Origin of the sequence: Paenibacillus sp. FSL R5-0636, assembly GCF_037974255.1 — a bacterium.
In the GTDB taxonomy this organism is placed as follows: domain Bacteria; phylum Bacillota; class Bacilli; order Paenibacillales; family Paenibacillaceae; genus Paenibacillus_AQ; species Paenibacillus_AQ odorifer.
In genome coordinates, this window is record NZ_CP150232.1 from 2,782,662 (window position 1) to 2,797,597 (window position 14,936).

The following is a 14,936-nucleotide window of genomic DNA, read 5'->3' on the forward strand; positions in this document are numbered from 1 at the left end:
AGAAGCAAGAAGCAAGAAGCAAGAAGCAAGAAGCAAGAAGCAAGAAGTAAGAAGTAAGAGCAGCAGAAGGATTTAGGACGGATCACGGGTACACAATAAATGTGCCAATCGGAGTACTGCTCCATCACAATAGTTACCTAAGTTTCTCCGAGCTAGAGGAGCATCTCGCGTCCAATTAATCCAAAGCTGATCACGTAAGCCAGCAGCACAGAAGAAAGCCAGCCTCCCACAAGAAAGCTACAGCATCGCATTAACAACGAAAACAGCACGCCTCCATTATGAGACGTGCTGTTTTTGCTGTTATCGGGAATACCGCTTGCGGAAGCGAAGCGGAGAGATTCCGATCTGCTGAGTAAAGCGACGAGAGAAGTAGGCGGTGCTCTCGAAACCGATACGTTCTGCGATCGCAGCTATAGGCATCTCTGTCTTAAGCAGAAGCAGCTTGGCCTGTTCCAAACGGTAATCCGTTAAATACTCCATCGGAGTCAGTCCATATACGCGTTTCATGCAGCGGGCAAGGTAGTTATAATGAAAATGCAGCGCATCCGCCAGAGAGGCATTGGAGAGAGGCTCCGCATAATGATTGCGGATATAAGTCTCTGTCTTCTCGGCAATCTCTACCGCATGACTTTCTGAAGTATCATGCTGCGCTAGATCCATCATCCGCAGCATTTCTTCAAAAATCCTTTGCTGCTCCCAAACTGCACTGGAACGTCTTCCAGTGGACAGCTGTAAAAGCTTCTCAGCTTGTCCACTCCGTTTAAAGGGATCAGGAAGGGGACCAAACTGCGGGATGCGAATGGTATATGGATGAGTAAGAAACTGCCGGAAATGTGTCTCTCGGTTGATATACACAGGCTCGCCTTCAGAGCTTGACCAATCTGCGAGGGTATGAAAATGAATCCAAATAAACGAAGTCAGCTCCTCGCAAGACTTAACGGAATAATGATAGCGGTCAGGCAGCAGAAGCAGCGTATGCCCAGCCGCAACCTCCCATTGATTATGCTCTTCACCGATAAATAGGCAACCTTGCTCTACAATAATCAGATCAAATAAGCCGATATGGCTTCTATTTGGATGCTGCTCTCCGGGTTGATAAACAGTGTGATTGCATTCCAGAAAATATGGAAAAGGCGGCGCTGCGAAATGTACATAGGAAGGACTCACTGTGTTCTACCTCTCTTTTTATCGTAGTCCGAGCTCAAATTGTCCTTGGAAATAGGAGTGTGAAATAGTACAAAAAAGGGGTTGCTTCTGATTATAGTTTTTATCTATTGTACGCTCTATAATTGTAATTAGCGAGTATAAAATAAGGCTAAGGGGAAGATGATGATGAATAAAACGATCCAGGATCAGCAAGTTGTAAAAGATCAATCCGTTAGCATTAAAGATGATTTCTGGGGAAGTTATATAAAGCTGGTACAGGATGTTGTAATCCCGTATCAATATGAGGCATTGCACGACAAAGCAGCGGGAGCTGAGCCCAGTCATGCCATTGCTAACTTTGAGATTGCTGCGGGCCGGAAGAGCGGCGAATTTTACGGCTGGGTTTTTCAAGACAGTGATGTAGCCAAGTGGCTGGAGGCCGTAGGTTATTCCTTAAGCATCAAACGTGATCCCGAGCTGGAGCGTCAAGCGGATGAAGTGATTGACCTCGTTGGAGAAGCGCAGCAGGAAGACGGGTACTTAAATACTTATTTTACGATAAAAGAACCCGGCAAACGCTGGACTAATCTGAACGATTGCCACGAGCTGTACTGTGCTGGGCATTTCATTGAAGCCGCCGTTTCTTACTATGAAGCTACAGGCAAAAGAAAACTGCTCGACATCATGTGCCGAATGGTTGATCATATCGATTCTGTGTTTGGTCCGGAAGAAGGAAAAATGCGGGGATATGATGGTCATCAGGAGATTGAGCTTGCGCTCGTTAAGTTGTATCGGCTCACAGGTGAGGAGCGGTATTTGAAGCTCAGCAGCTTTTTTATTAATGAGCGAGGTCAACAGCCGAATTTCTTAAAGCAACAATGGGATAATCTGGGGAGTATCAATTTTTTCACAGGTCAGAAGGAGAATTTAGATTTAAAATATTACCAAAGTCATCTTCCGGTAAGAGAACAGGAAGTGGCTGTAGGACACGCTGTGCGTGCGGTTTATATGTATACTGCTATGGCTGATCTAGCCGCACTTACGGGAGATGATACCCTTCGCGAAGCATGCGAGAGACTGTGGAATAACATCACTACTAAGCAAATGTACATTACTGGCGGGATCGGATCTACGCATCGGGGTGAGGCTTTCACCTTCGATTATGATCTGCCTAACGATTCGGTGTACGCAGAGACTTGTGCATCTATTGGGTTGATCTTTTTTGCACAACGGATGCTGAGAATATCGCCGGATGCACGTTATGCCGATGTCATGGAGCGGGCGCTTTATAACAATGTGTTGGGTTCGATGGCACAGGATGGTAAGCACTATTTTTATGTAAATCCACTGGAAGTATGGCCTAAGGCATGTAGCTGCAACCCAGATAAACATCATGTGAAGTCCGAGCGTCAAGGCTGGTTTGGCTGCGCTTGCTGTCCTCCAAATGTGGCGCGTCTGCTGACTTCGCTTAATCAATATATCTATACGATCCATGGTGATACGCTCTATACGAATTTGTATATTGGCAGTGAGCTGACAACAAAGCTGGGTGGAACAGATGTTGCAATTCAGCAAGAGAGTAACTATCCATGGGAAGGTACAGTCTCGTTGAAGATTAATCCTGCAGCGGAAGCAGAGTTTGGGATTGCCTTGCGGATTCCATCTTGGAGCCAAGGTATGGAGATCAGAGTCAACGGTGAAACAATGAATACTGCTGAGAACATCGAGCAGGGATACCTCGTTATCCGGAGACTGTGGAGAGCAGGAGATGTAATCGAAGTGCATGACCCTATGGAGGCACATCGTATCTACGCACATCCGAATTTGCGTGCAGATGCTCAAAAAGTAACGATTCAGCGTGGACCTCTTGTGTATTGCCTTGAAAGTATAGATAATGGTGAGCCTTTAAGCTCAATTTCTTTAAAAGAAGGCAGTGAACTTACTGCGGCTTTTGATGAGACATTGCTCGGCGGCGCTGTTGTTGTCGAGGCAGAGGGGCTGCGTGCAGATAAAGAGGGCTGGAATGGTGAGCTTTACAGCAGAGTCAAAGCACCAGTTCAAACCGTTAAGGTTAAGGCGGTTCCGTATTACTTATGGGGAAATCGTGGCAGTGGTGAAATGAAGGTATGGATTCCGGAAGCCAGCGTTTAAGTTATCGGTAGACATAGATCTCGGGAATGAATGTGTTTTATCAGTATTTTCCAAGGGGGACAGCTGTAATTTACAGTCTGTCCTTTTCTTTTTGCAAAAAGGAGAACACACGCGAAATGGCGAAATTAGAAGAAACATAGAAATATTCTTAAATCCTATAACAGTGGAGGCGGACTATATTTATAATCATGCTCCAGAGGGTTATACTTGTCCCTTTTGTTTGTTGGTTTCGGGCATTGAAAATGAACATGTGCGTTCTAAGCAAGCGGATATTATTTATCAAGATCATTACATAACGGCTTTTATTGCTTCTCATTGGTATCCGAATAATGAAGGGCATGTTCTAATCATCCCTAATCAGCATATCGAGAATATTTACACATTGGATGTTGAAATTTCAAACCGGATACATGAGCTGGAGATTGAAGTTGCTAGAGGACTTAAAGAAGTTTATAAATGTGATGGCGTTTCTTCTAGACAACATAATGAGCCGGATGGCAGCCAAGATGTATGGCATTATCATCTACATGTGTTTCCAAGATATCATGCGGATAATCTGTATGGCACTTATGGGAAGTTATCGGATGAGACAGCAAGAAAAAATTTCGCCCAATTATTAAGCGGATATTTGAGCAAAAATAAGAACATTGGGGCTTATTAAGTTGAGAGGGGGAGAAGTATGAAGCCAAACTTTTTCGAAAAAGTTATAGAGTCAGAAGAAGAGTTAAGGTCTTTATTTGGGTACCCAAGCGAATTGGTTAACAACAAAACCATAACTTTTATAGATCATCATTGCCGTGATTATATCTCAAAATCCCCAATGCTTTTTATGGCTACAAGCGGTTCGTCCGGTGCTTGTGATGTCTCTCCGCGCGGGGACGCAGAAGGTTTTGTTCACGTGTTGGATGATAAACATTTAGTGATCCCTGAACGCCCTGGGAACAGACGGTTTGATTCTTTGCGGAATATACTTGAGAACCCAAAAGTCGGTTTGATATTCATCATTCCCGGACTTGAAGAAACATTAAGAATAAATGGGCACGCGAGTATAGTTAAGGATGAAGAAATATTGAAACCTATGGAAGCGCATGGTAAAGTCCCGGTCATTGGAATTGGCGTGGAAGTTGAAGAATGTTATATGCATTGTGCAAAAGCCTTTAAGCGGTCACATTTGTGGGATGACGATCATTGGCTTGCGAAAGAAGTGTTGCCTAATCCATCAAAAATACTGGCGCAGCATGCCCGCAAACTTGGAGTTACTCCAGAGGATATCTCGAAATCACTAAAAGAAAGCTATGAAAAACGGCTATATTAACATTTTTGACTTAGAAATGGAATGGGATTTGCCCTTCATTGTATGCTATATTTGATCTGGATAAGGCAACTGATCATTTTAAAGATAATAATGGAGGCATCACAATGAGTAAACGTTATCGGATGACAAGAGCAATGCAGAATGATGGAGATTCAGCAACAACCCTATCTTTAGAAGAGTGTAAGCAATATTTCGCATCCAAACCTGATTTCACCTATACATCAGTTTTTACAGTAACAGGTGCCACTACCATGTCCATTGAGGGAGATTTCTTTATGTGGAGCTATGGTGATACAACAATCCCATTTAGACATTATCAGGGCGATATTTATGTTTCTGGCGCCAATGAAGCCGTGATTCCTAGAATGCTTGAGGTTGCGAGTGATTTAAGAGCGGATATTGTGGAAGGGTAAAAAAAAGATGCCCCCTGAATCCTTCAGGGGGCATCTAATGTTAATTTTAGATCCGCTCAACCGTTCGTTTGAACGATTGAGCGGATTTTTTATATTAACCCAGTTCTACAACTACTTGGTGTACAGCGCCGTCTCCAACAGGAGTGATGATGTTACCTTCTACAGCTGCGCCATCCAAGGTAAGACTAGCTACACCTTTGGATACATGGTTCGGGTTCTTGATTTGAATCACATAAGTATCTCCACGGAAGACACGGGTGATTTCAAAGCTGTCCCACTCTGTAGGAATACAAGGATCGATCTTCAGACCATTGAAGTCCGCTTGAATACCAAGGATAGATTGTGTAATCGCTACATAGTTCCAAGCAGCAGTACCAGTTAACCAGGAGTTTTTAGCTTCCCCGTGGCGAACGGCATCTTTACCTGCGATCATTTGCGAGTATACATAAGGTTCAGTACGGTGAATTTCGCTGATGTCCTCCAAGTAAGCAGGAGCAATTTTAGCGTAAATTTCAAACGCTCTGTCACCATGTCCAAGTACTGTTTCAGCGATCATGATCCAAGGGTTATTGTGGCAGAAAATACCAGCATTTTCTTTGTAGCCCGGAGGGTACGTAGAAATTTCACCCAGGTTCAGATAGTACTTGGAATATGGTGGCTGTTGCAATACGATACCGTATTTAGTATCCAAATGCTCTTGCACGGAAGTCAGAGCTTTTTCAGCTTGACCATCTTCCACACCGATACCGGCCATAACACAGATACCTTGTGGTTCGATGAAGATTTTACCTTCTTCGTTTTCTTTGGAACCGATCTTGTCGCCATAGTGGTCATAAGCGCGCAGGAACCAGTCACCATCGAAACCGTGAGTCAGTGTGATTTCACGCATGTTGTCAATCTTAGCTTCTGCATCCGTAGCTACATCATTAAGTCCGCGCATCCGGCAGATTTCTGCATAGTCCGGTCCAACGAAGACGAACAGACCCGCGATAAATACGGATTCCGCTACGCGGCCTTCGATGTTGGCAGTAGTTTGGAAAGATTCGCCCGGCTCTGTAGAGAAGCAGTTCAGGTTCAAGCAGTCATTCCAGTCTGCACGGCCGATCAGCGGCAAGCCGTGAGGTCCGAGATTGTTAGTTACATGCTCGAAGGAGCGTTTCAAGTGCTCAAACAGAGTAGCTGTGTTATCCGGATTGCTGTCAAAAGGAACCTGCTCATCAAGAATCGATGTGTCGCCAGTTTCTTTGATGTAAGCAGCTGTGCCAAGGATCAACCAAAGCGGGTCATCATTAAAGCCGGTACCGACTTCATTGTTACCTTTTTTGGTGAGCGGCTGGTATTGGTGATAGGCACTGCCGTCTTCAAATTGTGTAGCGGCGATATCGAGAATACGTTCTTTAGCACGTTCAGGAATTTGGTGTACAAATCCGAGCAAGTCTTGGTTTGAGTCGCGGAAGCCCATACCACGGCCAATACCGGATTCAAAGTAAGAAGCGGAGCGGGACATGTTGAAGGTAACCATACATTGATATGGATTCCAGATGTTAACCATACGGTTCAACTTGTCGTCGCCACTTTGGATTTGATATTTGGACAACAGGTTATCCCAGTGTGCAGCCAGTGCAGCCAAAGCGGCGTCCACTTGAGCGTCTGTAGCAAATTGCTCGATCATAGCCTCTGCTGGTTTTTTGTTGATTACGTTCAGAGATTCCCATTTGTCTTCTTCTGGGTTTTCAATGTAACCAAGGACAAAGATGAAGCTTTGCTCTTCGCCTGGCTCCAGAGTAATGTTCAGGGCGTGCGATCCGATAGGGGACCAGCCGCTCGCTACGGAGTTAGTTGGTTCACCTGCAGCAACAGCTTGCGGGCTTTCCAGACCATTGTACATCCCTACGAAAGCTTCGCGGTCAGTATCAAAGCCGGCGATTTCTTTGTTAACAGAGTAGAAAGCGTAGTGGTTTCTGCGCTCACGGTATTCTGTTTTGTGATAGATAACAGAACCCTTCACTTCAACCTCACCAGTGCTGAGATTGCGTTGGAAGTTAGTCATATCATCTTGTGCATTCCAAAGACAGAATTCTGCAAAAGAGAATAGCTTAACGGATTTCTTCGCGGAACCCGTGTTTTTCACTACAAGACGATGTACCTCAGCATTATGACCCATAGGTACAAAAGCAAGCTGGTTTACAGAGATGCCGTTGCGTTCACCAGTAATGGAAGTGTAGCCAAGACCGTGACGGCATTCGTAGAAGTCCAGATCACGTTTTACTGGCATCCAGCCTGGAGTCCAGAAATCACCATCATCATAAAGATAGTAGTAACGGCCGCCAGCATCCATTGGGATATTGTTGTAACGGTAACGGGTCAATCTTCTGAGACGAGCGTCTCTATAGAAGGTATAGCCACCAGCAGTATTAGAAATAAGTCCGAAAAATTGTTCATTACCAAGGTAGTTAATCCAAGGGTAAGGTGTTTTTGGTGTGTTAATTACATACTCTTTACGAGTGTCGTCAAAGGTACCGAATTTCATGTGAGAAAGTCTCCTTTCGATTGTGAACGCGCGTTTATAAGTTTCAGGAAAAATTCCCTCGAGGGAAGGGATTCTTTCCGTTGTTTCTAAAAGATAGTATTAGGCAGTGATTTCGAGAACCAATGATAGCAGCTTCACAGAAAAATATGTATTCTTCAGTGAATGATGAATCTGTGCTACTTCTTCGGCGGTTGACAGGAATCTCTCTCCACTAAACGAGCTGGAAAGCTGATCGTGCTGAAAGTCGGCTGCTGCGAATCACACAGCTCGATTACTTTTTCCACTGCAGCCTTGGACATTTCATAAATCGGCAAGCGTACAGAGGTCAGCTTAGGCTGAATACGGGATGCCAGCTGAATGTCATCAAAACCAGCAATAGAGATATCCTCAGGGACAATGATTCCGTGTTCGGAGAACGCTTCCATCGCTGAAATAGCCATGTCATCGTTGGAAGAGAAGAAGGCAGTCGGCAAAGGTTCACCAGAAGCAAGCAGCTTCTTGACCTCTTCATAAGCCGTCTCTTTCAGAAAATCACCCTTTAGGATAAACTTCTCATTCATAGGCAGACCATGTTTTTTTAGCGTATCCTCATAGGCCGTGTAGCGTTCTCGACCAGAGTACGTATTCATTTGCCCGCAGATGATGCCGATCTCTTGATGGCCTAGGGAGATTAAATGTTCAATCACTTCTGTGGTGCCCTCGTAATCTTTGGAGTTCACAATGGCCAGATGATTGCGGTCAAGATGCTCCGACATAATCTCTGAGATATCATAATCAATCAGTACAAGCGGAGAATCGAGTCCCACCATTTCGCGGACGATATTAATATCCTTCTGAGTGCCGACAATTATACCACCGTCAATCCGTTTTTGCAGAAAAGCTTGTTTTACCTTCAGAAAATCGTCCGGAGAGTATACCGTATGAATCAGAACGTAACATCCGCGGGCATTCGACGTGTCGACTACGGCATCGACGAATGGTGCAAAGTAATTGTTCTGATAAATTCGGGTAGTGTTCTCTTTCTCGTTCATACTGATGGCGAACAATCCGATGGTATCGGTTTTCTTACCGGCCAGAGCCCGTGCAAAGCTGTTCGGTTCGTACTGATGTTGCTCAATCACCCGCAGCACTTTAGCCCGGGTTTCTTCAGGAACATTGGAATAGTTGTTGATCACGCGGGATACCGTACTTCGGGAAACCCCGGCCAACTTAGCAATATCTTCGCTGCGCATGTTTCCCCTCTTTTCATAAACGCGCGTTTATGAGTTTATTGTAAGCGAAAGCATCGTATAAATCAATCGTAAAAAAAGAAATTTTGCGATCAAGTTAATAAAGGGTGACCTATTTTAAATAGAAGAAGAATCCTACCAAATAATGATAGAGCAGAATAACTAGAAATAGTTTGTATAAGTTTTTTGCGGAGAAAGTGCATTGAAAGCTATGAAAGTCATGCTACTATTGTGATAAAGGTTATTGAGAATGATAATCAATGACAATAAAGCATAGGAGTGAAGGGATCAATGGCAAGATGGGGTCAGAAGTTTTTGTGGGCAGCGGTACTTATAATGGCAATCACCGCGCTGGCAGCATGCGGAACGAATAACAATACTGCGAAAGAAAACGTTGCTAAGACAGAGAATGCAGAGGAATCTACCTCAGCGAGCACTAGCGCACCAACTGAAGGAAGTGGAAATGCCGCAGAAGAGGGTGCAACCCGGACGATTGCCGGGGAATTCGGGGATGTTGAAATTCCAGTTAAACCGCAACGGGTAGCCGGGATCTATGTAGAAGATTATTTGAAGGCATTGGGCATTACCCCGGTGGTTCAGTGGTATCATCCAAGCTGGGGCAAACAGGATTATTTAAAACTGGATGTGCCAGAATTCGATATCACGGGTAGCGTGGAGGCATTATTGGAAAAAGACCCCGATTTGATTATTGTGGACGGAGGCGCTGATGCGGCGAGGTATGAACTATATTCCAAGATAGCACCAACTTATCGTCTACCTGAGTCGGTGTTGCAAGACTCAAGACAAATGCTTACAGCTATTGCAGATGCCCTTGGTATTCCGGAGAAGGCGGAATCCGTCCTTGCAGCGTATGATCAGAAGGTGGCAGAGGGGAAAGCTAAGCTGCAACAGGCCCTGGGTCAGGAAAAAGTAGCGGTGATCCGGCTTAACGTAGCGGATAAAACCTTTGCTCTATTCGGTGTTAAAAACCGCTATACCGGTGTGATTTATGATCAATTTGGGCTGACACCCGTGCCTATGGCGGCAGAAATGACCGAATATCAATCTGTTATTTCTGAAGAGCTTATTCCTCAGCTCGACGCGGATCATATTATTGTGTTCCCTGATAATGGGGGCTGGGATACTGAAGGGAATCAGGAAGCGATTCAAATACTTGAGGGTCCATTGTGGAAGAGTCTGCCTGCGGTGAAGAACGGGAATGTCTATAGAATGGAACGTTCCCACTGGCAGTCCGGTGCCATCACAGCCAATTCGATGAAGCTTGATGACTTGCTGAAAGCTATGGTGAAATAAAACGGTAGCCGTCGTAAGGAATAGCATAAAGAAGGTCTATCAGCATAGTTGATAGACCTTCTTTTTTATTCTAAACTATAGTAAAGTGAATGAAAATGGTTCTCAATTGGAGGGCGCTAGAATGGCAGAAGATTTACAAGACAGCAATAAAAAGAGGCTATTCTATAGCTTGATTAACATAGAAGCCCAATCCTTATCGGTGAACGGACAGACCTTAGTGTTTCAAGATCATACCCTGATCATTGTATCGGAAGGACAGGGATGGTTAGAAGCCGAGGAGAAGCGTTTTCCCCTGGAAAAAGGTGTCGGGTTCTTGTTCGAACCGGGGCTTATAAGCAGAATCAATGCCGAGGAGCGAGGACTTAGCTTTTATAGGCTTACTTTTGAAGTAATCGAAACCGGGGGAAGTAAGCAGAGTGGAATGGAAAAGGGGACTAGAGAAGGAATTCTCCGGTCTGGTCCGCTAAGCTGCAGACCTTTTTCACAATGTGCACTACTGCTTGAGGCTATCTATCATAGTCGCAGAAGTACGGAAGAGATTGAATGGTTCGCAGGCCATACCCGCTTTCAAGAGTTACTGCTGCTGATCATGCGGGCAAATTCCTCTGTCATCCAGATGAAAGGAGCCCATGAGGCGGTGCAGCGTTCCATCCGCTATATGCAGGAACATTATAATCACGCCATAACCGTCGATCAATTGGCTGAAGTGGCAGGCGTTACACGTGCACGCTACACACAGATTTTTAAAGAAGTGACAGGGCGGATTCCCTTAGAGCATTTGAACGGACTTCGTATTGAAAGGGCCCAGCAGCAGTTGCTGCTTACGAATGACCGTATGCATGATATCGCGTTATCCGTAGGATATAGCAATGAGTATTATTTTAACCGGCGTTTCAAAAGATCGGTGGGCGTTACGCCCGGCCAATACAGAAGCTTCCATCAGGAAGGGCTGCGGGTGTTCGCTCCTTTTCTGGAAGACTATCTGCTGGCTCTGGATATTACACCGGTGGCGCAATATTCTCACGCTCAGTGGGGGAAGCAGGAGTATCTGTCCCTCAACGATGTGCCTGCGGTTGATATTTCAACTGGCGATTGGCAGGAGCTCTCCCAGTACATGCCCGAACTGATCCTGCTGGATGATGGCTTTCAGCGTTGGCACCTGGATGAGTGCAGCCAAATTGCTCCGTTGTTCAAGCTGCCTTTTCATCAGGAGGATTGGCGTGCCACGTTATTTTCTGCAGCAGCCGTCTTTGGCAGAACGGACCGTGTCCAGGAAGTGATAGGCAATTATGAGCATCGGGCGCAGCAAGCCAAACGAGTGCTAAACCGTTCTGTCCAAGGGCAGACTGTAGCATGCTTAAGAATATCTTCCTACGGAATCAATCTCTATGGATGCGGGCAATTGGGTTATACAGGTAGCGTACTCCATCATGATTTAGGTTTGCAGCCCCATGAATTGGTTCCGAAGTTGACCCGTGGACAGAAGCGGGTGAGCCTAACAAGAGAAGAGCTTGCGAGCCTGACTGCAGATCATTTGTTCATTACCTTTGATCGACAGGAAGGAGAAGGACGGGAACTGCTGGATACACCGCTTTGGCGCAGTCTGCCCGCTGTGCGTAGTCGCTGTGTATATGAGGTGGATTTTATGGCCTGGATGAATTACGGGGTATTGTCGCATCAGCGCAAGATTGAAGATGTGCTAAGAGCGTTAGGGTAAGTGTCAGAAACTAGTCCAGATAAAAACGAGGATAATAAGTGCCACTATACTGCTGAGGCGAGTCATTAATAAATAGGCATCACTGGGCTCTACATCGCCTTTCATCATCCAGCCATAGCGCATGTACCATCCCAAATGAGGAAAGAAGATATTAAGCAATGCTAACAGTACAAAGAGGAATATAAAAATGCCCATGATTTATCACTCCTTTATCTAATGTATACGCCATACTATACGGAGCGTTCCCCAACTAACGAGTGAGCTTCCATATATTTATTTAAGCTATCGTAATGAGAACAACGGGATTCTTTTTAGGCGGGGGATACCCTAGCCACCTTGACAGGTGGTTGGGGTATTTTTGTGGCACTATTCAAGGCTGTGTTATCGAAGGCGAATGTTTAGAGGCATGCTTGTTGTGTTTACATAACAAAGAGTTCGGAAAATATAAAAATGTATTTCTAAAAATAAAGGAGGAATTGATCGATGTCTAACCAATATACGATGCAAGATCCTACCACTCAGTACACTAAGGCTGGACCGGAATTTCAGCAGCAACAAGAGGAGCCGGGTCTGCAGAAGAAAATGAATCCAGTACCTGATACAGGAGAAGATACCTATAAAGGAACCGGGCGTCTGACCGGACGTAAAGCGTTAGTTACGGGAGCGGACAGTGGTATAGGTCGTGCTGTTGCTATTGCTTTTGCTCGCGAGGGGGCAGATGTTGTTCTATCTTATATGCCTGAGGAAGAGGAAGATGCAAAGCAGGTGCTCAAGCTAGTGCAGGAAGCGGGTCGTACTGCAATCGCCATTCCAGGTGATCTGAAGGATGAAGCATACTGTGAACAACTCGTCGATACTACGGTTAAGGAGCTAGGTGGAATTGATATTTTAGCCAATATCGCGGGCAAACAGCAATTCGTCCCAGACATCGCTGATCTCACTACGAAGCATTTTGACGATACATTTAAGACGAACGTGTATGCCATGTTCTGGCTGTGCAAAGCTGCAGTGAAGCATATGCAACCGGGCAGCACCATTATTAACACTTCTTCTATTCAAGCTTATAATCCCTCGCCGATCCTTTTGGACTACGCGACTACCAAGGCGGCTATTAATACATTCAGTAAGTCTCTCGCTCAGCAAGTAGCTGATAAGGGAATTCGCGTCAATGTAGTGGCGCCAGGTCCTGTATGGACACCTCTTCAAGTTGTGGGTGGGCAACCGGAGGAAGTGCTGAAGGAGTTCGGGTCGAGCACACCACTAGGTCGTCCGGGACAGCCTGCGGAGATGGCTCCGGCATATGTATTCCTGGCTAGCCAGGAATCTAGCTATATCAGTGGCGAAACACTGAATGCGAACGGCGGAACACCAACTCCATAAACCGCTCAGCGGAATGTTGATATTGTAAATACGGCGAAGTATCCAAAAGTACCCTGCTAATTTTAGCTTTGGGTGCTTTTGTTTTTATATATAGAAAGGAGTATTATAGAATTCGAGACTTTTTCTCCCATTATTTTCATAGAATATGATCTATACTGATCAAGATTGTCGAATACATAGGTTTCCTGCGATTACCCAAGAAATAATTTGAACGGCTCTAAGTTTTAGGGGAGACCACAGAAAGAATTAGGAGATGTATGATGCGAAAAAAGAAACTAGCAATCCTCACCATTTGCTGTGTCTTATTCATGGCGTGTTTTCAATCGGGATCTGTCCTTGCGGATAAAGGAAACGGAACAGTAGTAGATAGTGGAACCAAGGAAAGGCTGATGGAGAAGTATGATCTTGTAGAGCCTGAACCCGCAAATCCAGCAGCGCATGGGAGTCAATACGATTTTGGAATTAGTAACCCTATTTCTTTATTGGTCAGCATCAGTAGGCTGTATTTGTATCCATATGTTTTTGCAGCACAGGAAATAATTAATCATTTGATCGATCAAAGCGAAATTAGTTATTAGTTACTTGTATGTCCTTCAAAATATAATCCCAGCTATCATAATCGTTCATATCCTCAGGAACTTCTAACACACAAATATTATTAATATTCCAACTTAATTCTTGTACCGAGGTTGCTTCACGAACGGGATTAAGAATAAGAATAATAAATTCGTTCGGTTTTAATAAACCAGATAAAATCGATTGTAGCTCTACAGCCTGTTCATATGAGGCGGACCATCTAATGAATAAAGTTTTTTTACTGGTGATTAACTTGTCCCAAAATCTATTAATTCGTAATTCCAGCTTCGCTTTATACGAAGGATAGGTTGTAGACCAGTGTTTACCTTGGTGGATTGGAAAATCATGAACGGAGATAATGTTATATAAAGTATCCTGAATAAAATAGGATTTCACTAATGCATTTTTGTTCCAATTAGGATAGACTGGTATTCCATCCTCCAGAAAAAAATGTGTTTCATCAAGGATTTGCAGATTTATTAATTCCATGAAATTTTGAAATCTATTCTTATACAGTCTATTTACATCAGCTAATGAATAAGAAACCATCCAGTCGAGTGGCATGGAGAATTTCCTCAAGCTATTTCTTTGCAGATTTATAGCAGGAGCACAAGACATCCCTAAGCTTACTATTAAATCATAGCTTTTTTTCACAGCTTGTAATTTCATGGACGCACCCATTTTCAATCAGATTCAGTTCCTAATAAATTATATACACCATTTTCTAGGAATGATTGGACTTTAAGTGTAATGAGATACACAGAAAAAAGAGAGCAGCAATTTCACTGCCCCCTAAACCTATTAGTTACGTTGTAACAAAATATATCCACTAATGTTTGAAGTCTTTTTACGAAATACTACTTTAAAACCAACATCGTTGTCTAATAAGCAAGCCAAAGCGGTGTTAAGCAATCCATTGGGTCTCAAGCTAGGTCTGCAAGGCACGGCATTTCCAATAACACGCGCGGCAATAATCCTACGTGCTGATCCAGGAACCAAAGGATTTCTGCTCCAACTGATCAACACTAAATCAGGCTGACGAGTAGCCATGGAAGATCTACCCCTTTCTATTAAGTTTCTTTATATAAAATGCACCATAGATTTTAATGTGCTAAACCATAGCGGAGTAAGGAATACATAGGATCGAGTAGGGAGAGGGGCGAAT

The 14,936-nt window shown here is 44.3% G+C and carries 14 protein-coding genes; 9 read left to right on the forward strand and 5 right to left on the reverse strand.

Annotated elements, in window-relative coordinates; translation table 11 throughout:
- Nucleotides 1-300 precede the first annotated feature (300 nt).
- On the reverse strand, nt 301-1,167 hold the full coding sequence (locus MKX34_RS12435; protein WP_036685980.1) for an AraC family transcriptional regulator: 867 nt from the start codon (nt 1,165-1,167) through the stop codon (nt 301-303).
- A gap of 162 nt (nt 1,168-1,329) precedes the next feature.
- Between MKX34_RS12435 and MKX34_RS12440 the strand changes: the two genes are divergently transcribed.
- The 4 genes from MKX34_RS12440 (at nt 1,330) to MKX34_RS12455 (ending at nt 5,025) form a co-directional block, all read left to right on the forward strand.
- Nucleotides 1,330-3,297, forward strand: coding sequence for a beta-L-arabinofuranosidase domain-containing protein (locus MKX34_RS12440; protein ID WP_256717920.1), 1,968 nt, complete (start codon nt 1,330-1,332; stop codon nt 3,295-3,297).
- Between the two features lie 223 nt (nt 3,298-3,520).
- Nucleotides 3,521-3,958 carry an HIT family protein gene (locus tag MKX34_RS12445; protein ID WP_339205103.1) on the forward strand — a complete coding sequence of 146 codons (438 nt, stop codon included), beginning with the start codon at nt 3,521-3,523 and terminating at the stop codon, nt 3,956-3,958.
- A gap of 18 nt (nt 3,959-3,976) precedes the next feature.
- Nucleotides 3,977-4,612 carry a pyridoxamine 5'-phosphate oxidase family protein gene (locus MKX34_RS12450; protein WP_076100658.1) on the forward strand — a complete coding sequence of 212 codons (636 nt, stop codon included), beginning with the start codon at nt 3,977-3,979 and terminating at the stop codon, nt 4,610-4,612.
- Between the two features lie 104 nt (nt 4,613-4,716).
- The gene (locus MKX34_RS12455) at nt 4,717-5,025 is read left to right on the forward strand and encodes a hypothetical protein (protein WP_076100657.1); all 309 of its coding nucleotides are present in this window, start codon (nt 4,717-4,719) and stop codon (nt 5,023-5,025) included.
- 94 nt (nt 5,026-5,119) lie between these two features.
- Here the strand turns inward: MKX34_RS12455 and MKX34_RS12460 are convergent, their stop codons facing one another.
- Nucleotides 5,120-7,555, reverse strand: coding sequence for a glycosyl transferase (locus MKX34_RS12460; protein WP_036685988.1), 2,436 nt, complete (start codon nt 7,553-7,555; stop codon nt 5,120-5,122).
- 176 nt (nt 7,556-7,731) lie between these two features.
- Complete coding sequence (locus tag MKX34_RS12465; protein WP_036685989.1) at nt 7,732-8,787, reverse strand: LacI family DNA-binding transcriptional regulator; 1,056 nt, start codon at nt 8,785-8,787, stop codon at nt 7,732-7,734.
- A 288-nt stretch (nt 8,788-9,075) separates the two neighbouring features.
- Here MKX34_RS12465 and MKX34_RS12470 point away from each other — a divergent pair, with 288 nt between their 5' ends.
- The gene (locus MKX34_RS12470; RefSeq protein ID WP_076297686.1) at nt 9,076-10,098 is read left to right on the forward strand and encodes an ABC transporter substrate-binding protein; all 1,023 of its coding nucleotides are present in this window, start codon (nt 9,076-9,078) and stop codon (nt 10,096-10,098) included.
- Between the two features lie 121 nt (nt 10,099-10,219).
- Nucleotides 10,220-11,815, forward strand: coding sequence for a helix-turn-helix domain-containing protein (locus tag MKX34_RS12475; RefSeq protein WP_076100654.1), 1,596 nt, complete (start codon nt 10,220-10,222; stop codon nt 11,813-11,815).
- Nucleotides 11,816-11,818: 3 nt separating this feature from the next.
- On the opposite strand, the gene MKX34_RS12480 is transcribed toward MKX34_RS12475, so the two are convergent.
- On the reverse strand, nt 11,819-12,010 hold the full coding sequence (locus MKX34_RS12480) for a DUF6199 family natural product biosynthesis protein (RefSeq protein WP_036685995.1): 192 nt from the start codon (nt 12,008-12,010) through the stop codon (nt 11,819-11,821).
- A gap of 288 nt (nt 12,011-12,298) precedes the next feature.
- Between MKX34_RS12480 and MKX34_RS12485 the strand changes: the two genes are divergently transcribed.
- Together MKX34_RS12485 and MKX34_RS12490 are read left to right on the forward strand one after the other, a co-directional pair.
- A complete protein-coding gene (locus MKX34_RS12485; protein WP_076224012.1) occupies nt 12,299-13,195 on the forward strand; it encodes an SDR family oxidoreductase in 897 nt (298 codons plus the stop codon).
- 257 nt (nt 13,196-13,452) lie between these two features.
- On the forward strand, nt 13,453-13,773 hold the full coding sequence (locus tag MKX34_RS12490) for a hypothetical protein (protein WP_143767774.1): 321 nt from the start codon (nt 13,453-13,455) through the stop codon (nt 13,771-13,773).
- Here the strand turns inward: MKX34_RS12490 and MKX34_RS12495 are convergent.
- Complete coding sequence (locus MKX34_RS12495; protein WP_038574383.1) at nt 13,763-14,440, reverse strand: DUF1796 family putative cysteine peptidase; 678 nt, start codon at nt 14,438-14,440, stop codon at nt 13,763-13,765. The genes MKX34_RS12490 and MKX34_RS12495 overlap by 11 nt on opposite strands.
- Before the next feature lie 208 nt (nt 14,441-14,648).
- Here MKX34_RS12495 and MKX34_RS12500 point away from each other — a divergent pair, with 208 nt between their 5' ends.
- Nucleotides 14,649-14,810, forward strand: a complete 162-nt coding sequence (locus tag MKX34_RS12500) for a hypothetical protein (RefSeq protein WP_178420357.1) — start codon at nt 14,649-14,651, stop codon at nt 14,808-14,810.
- Nucleotides 14,811-14,936: the final 126 nt, after the last annotated feature.

Excerpts from the sequence above, each read along its gene's own strand:
- MKX34_RS12440 (WP_256717920.1), top strand. The coding sequence starts at position 1,330 with ATGATGAATAAAACGATCCAGGATCAGCAAGTTGTAAAAGATCAATCC.
- MKX34_RS12450 (WP_076100658.1), top strand. The coding sequence starts at position 3,977 with ATGAAGCCAAACTTTTTCGAAAAAGTTATAGAGTCAGAAGAAGAGTTA.
- MKX34_RS12455 (WP_076100657.1), top strand. The coding sequence starts at position 4,717 with ATGAGTAAACGTTATCGGATGACAAGAGCAATGCAGAATGATGGAGAT.
- MKX34_RS12460 (WP_036685988.1), bottom strand. The coding sequence starts at position 7,555 with ATGAAATTCGGTACCTTTGACGACACTCGTAAAGAGTATGTAATTAAC.
- MKX34_RS12465 (WP_036685989.1), bottom strand. The coding sequence starts at position 8,787 with ATGCGCAGCGAAGATATTGCTAAGTTGGCCGGGGTTTCCCGAAGTACG.
- MKX34_RS12470 (WP_076297686.1), top strand. The coding sequence starts at position 9,076 with ATGGCAAGATGGGGTCAGAAGTTTTTGTGGGCAGCGGTACTTATAATG.
- MKX34_RS12475 (WP_076100654.1), top strand. The coding sequence starts at position 10,220 with ATGGCAGAAGATTTACAAGACAGCAATAAAAAGAGGCTATTCTATAGC.
- MKX34_RS12480 (WP_036685995.1), bottom strand. The coding sequence starts at position 12,010 with ATGGGCATTTTTATATTCCTCTTTGTACTGTTAGCATTGCTTAATATC.
- MKX34_RS12485 (WP_076224012.1), top strand. The coding sequence starts at position 12,299 with ATGTCTAACCAATATACGATGCAAGATCCTACCACTCAGTACACTAAG.
- MKX34_RS12490 (WP_143767774.1), top strand. The coding sequence starts at position 13,453 with ATGATGCGAAAAAAGAAACTAGCAATCCTCACCATTTGCTGTGTCTTA.
- MKX34_RS12495 (WP_038574383.1), bottom strand. The coding sequence starts at position 14,440 with ATGAAATTACAAGCTGTGAAAAAAAGCTATGATTTAATAGTAAGCTTA.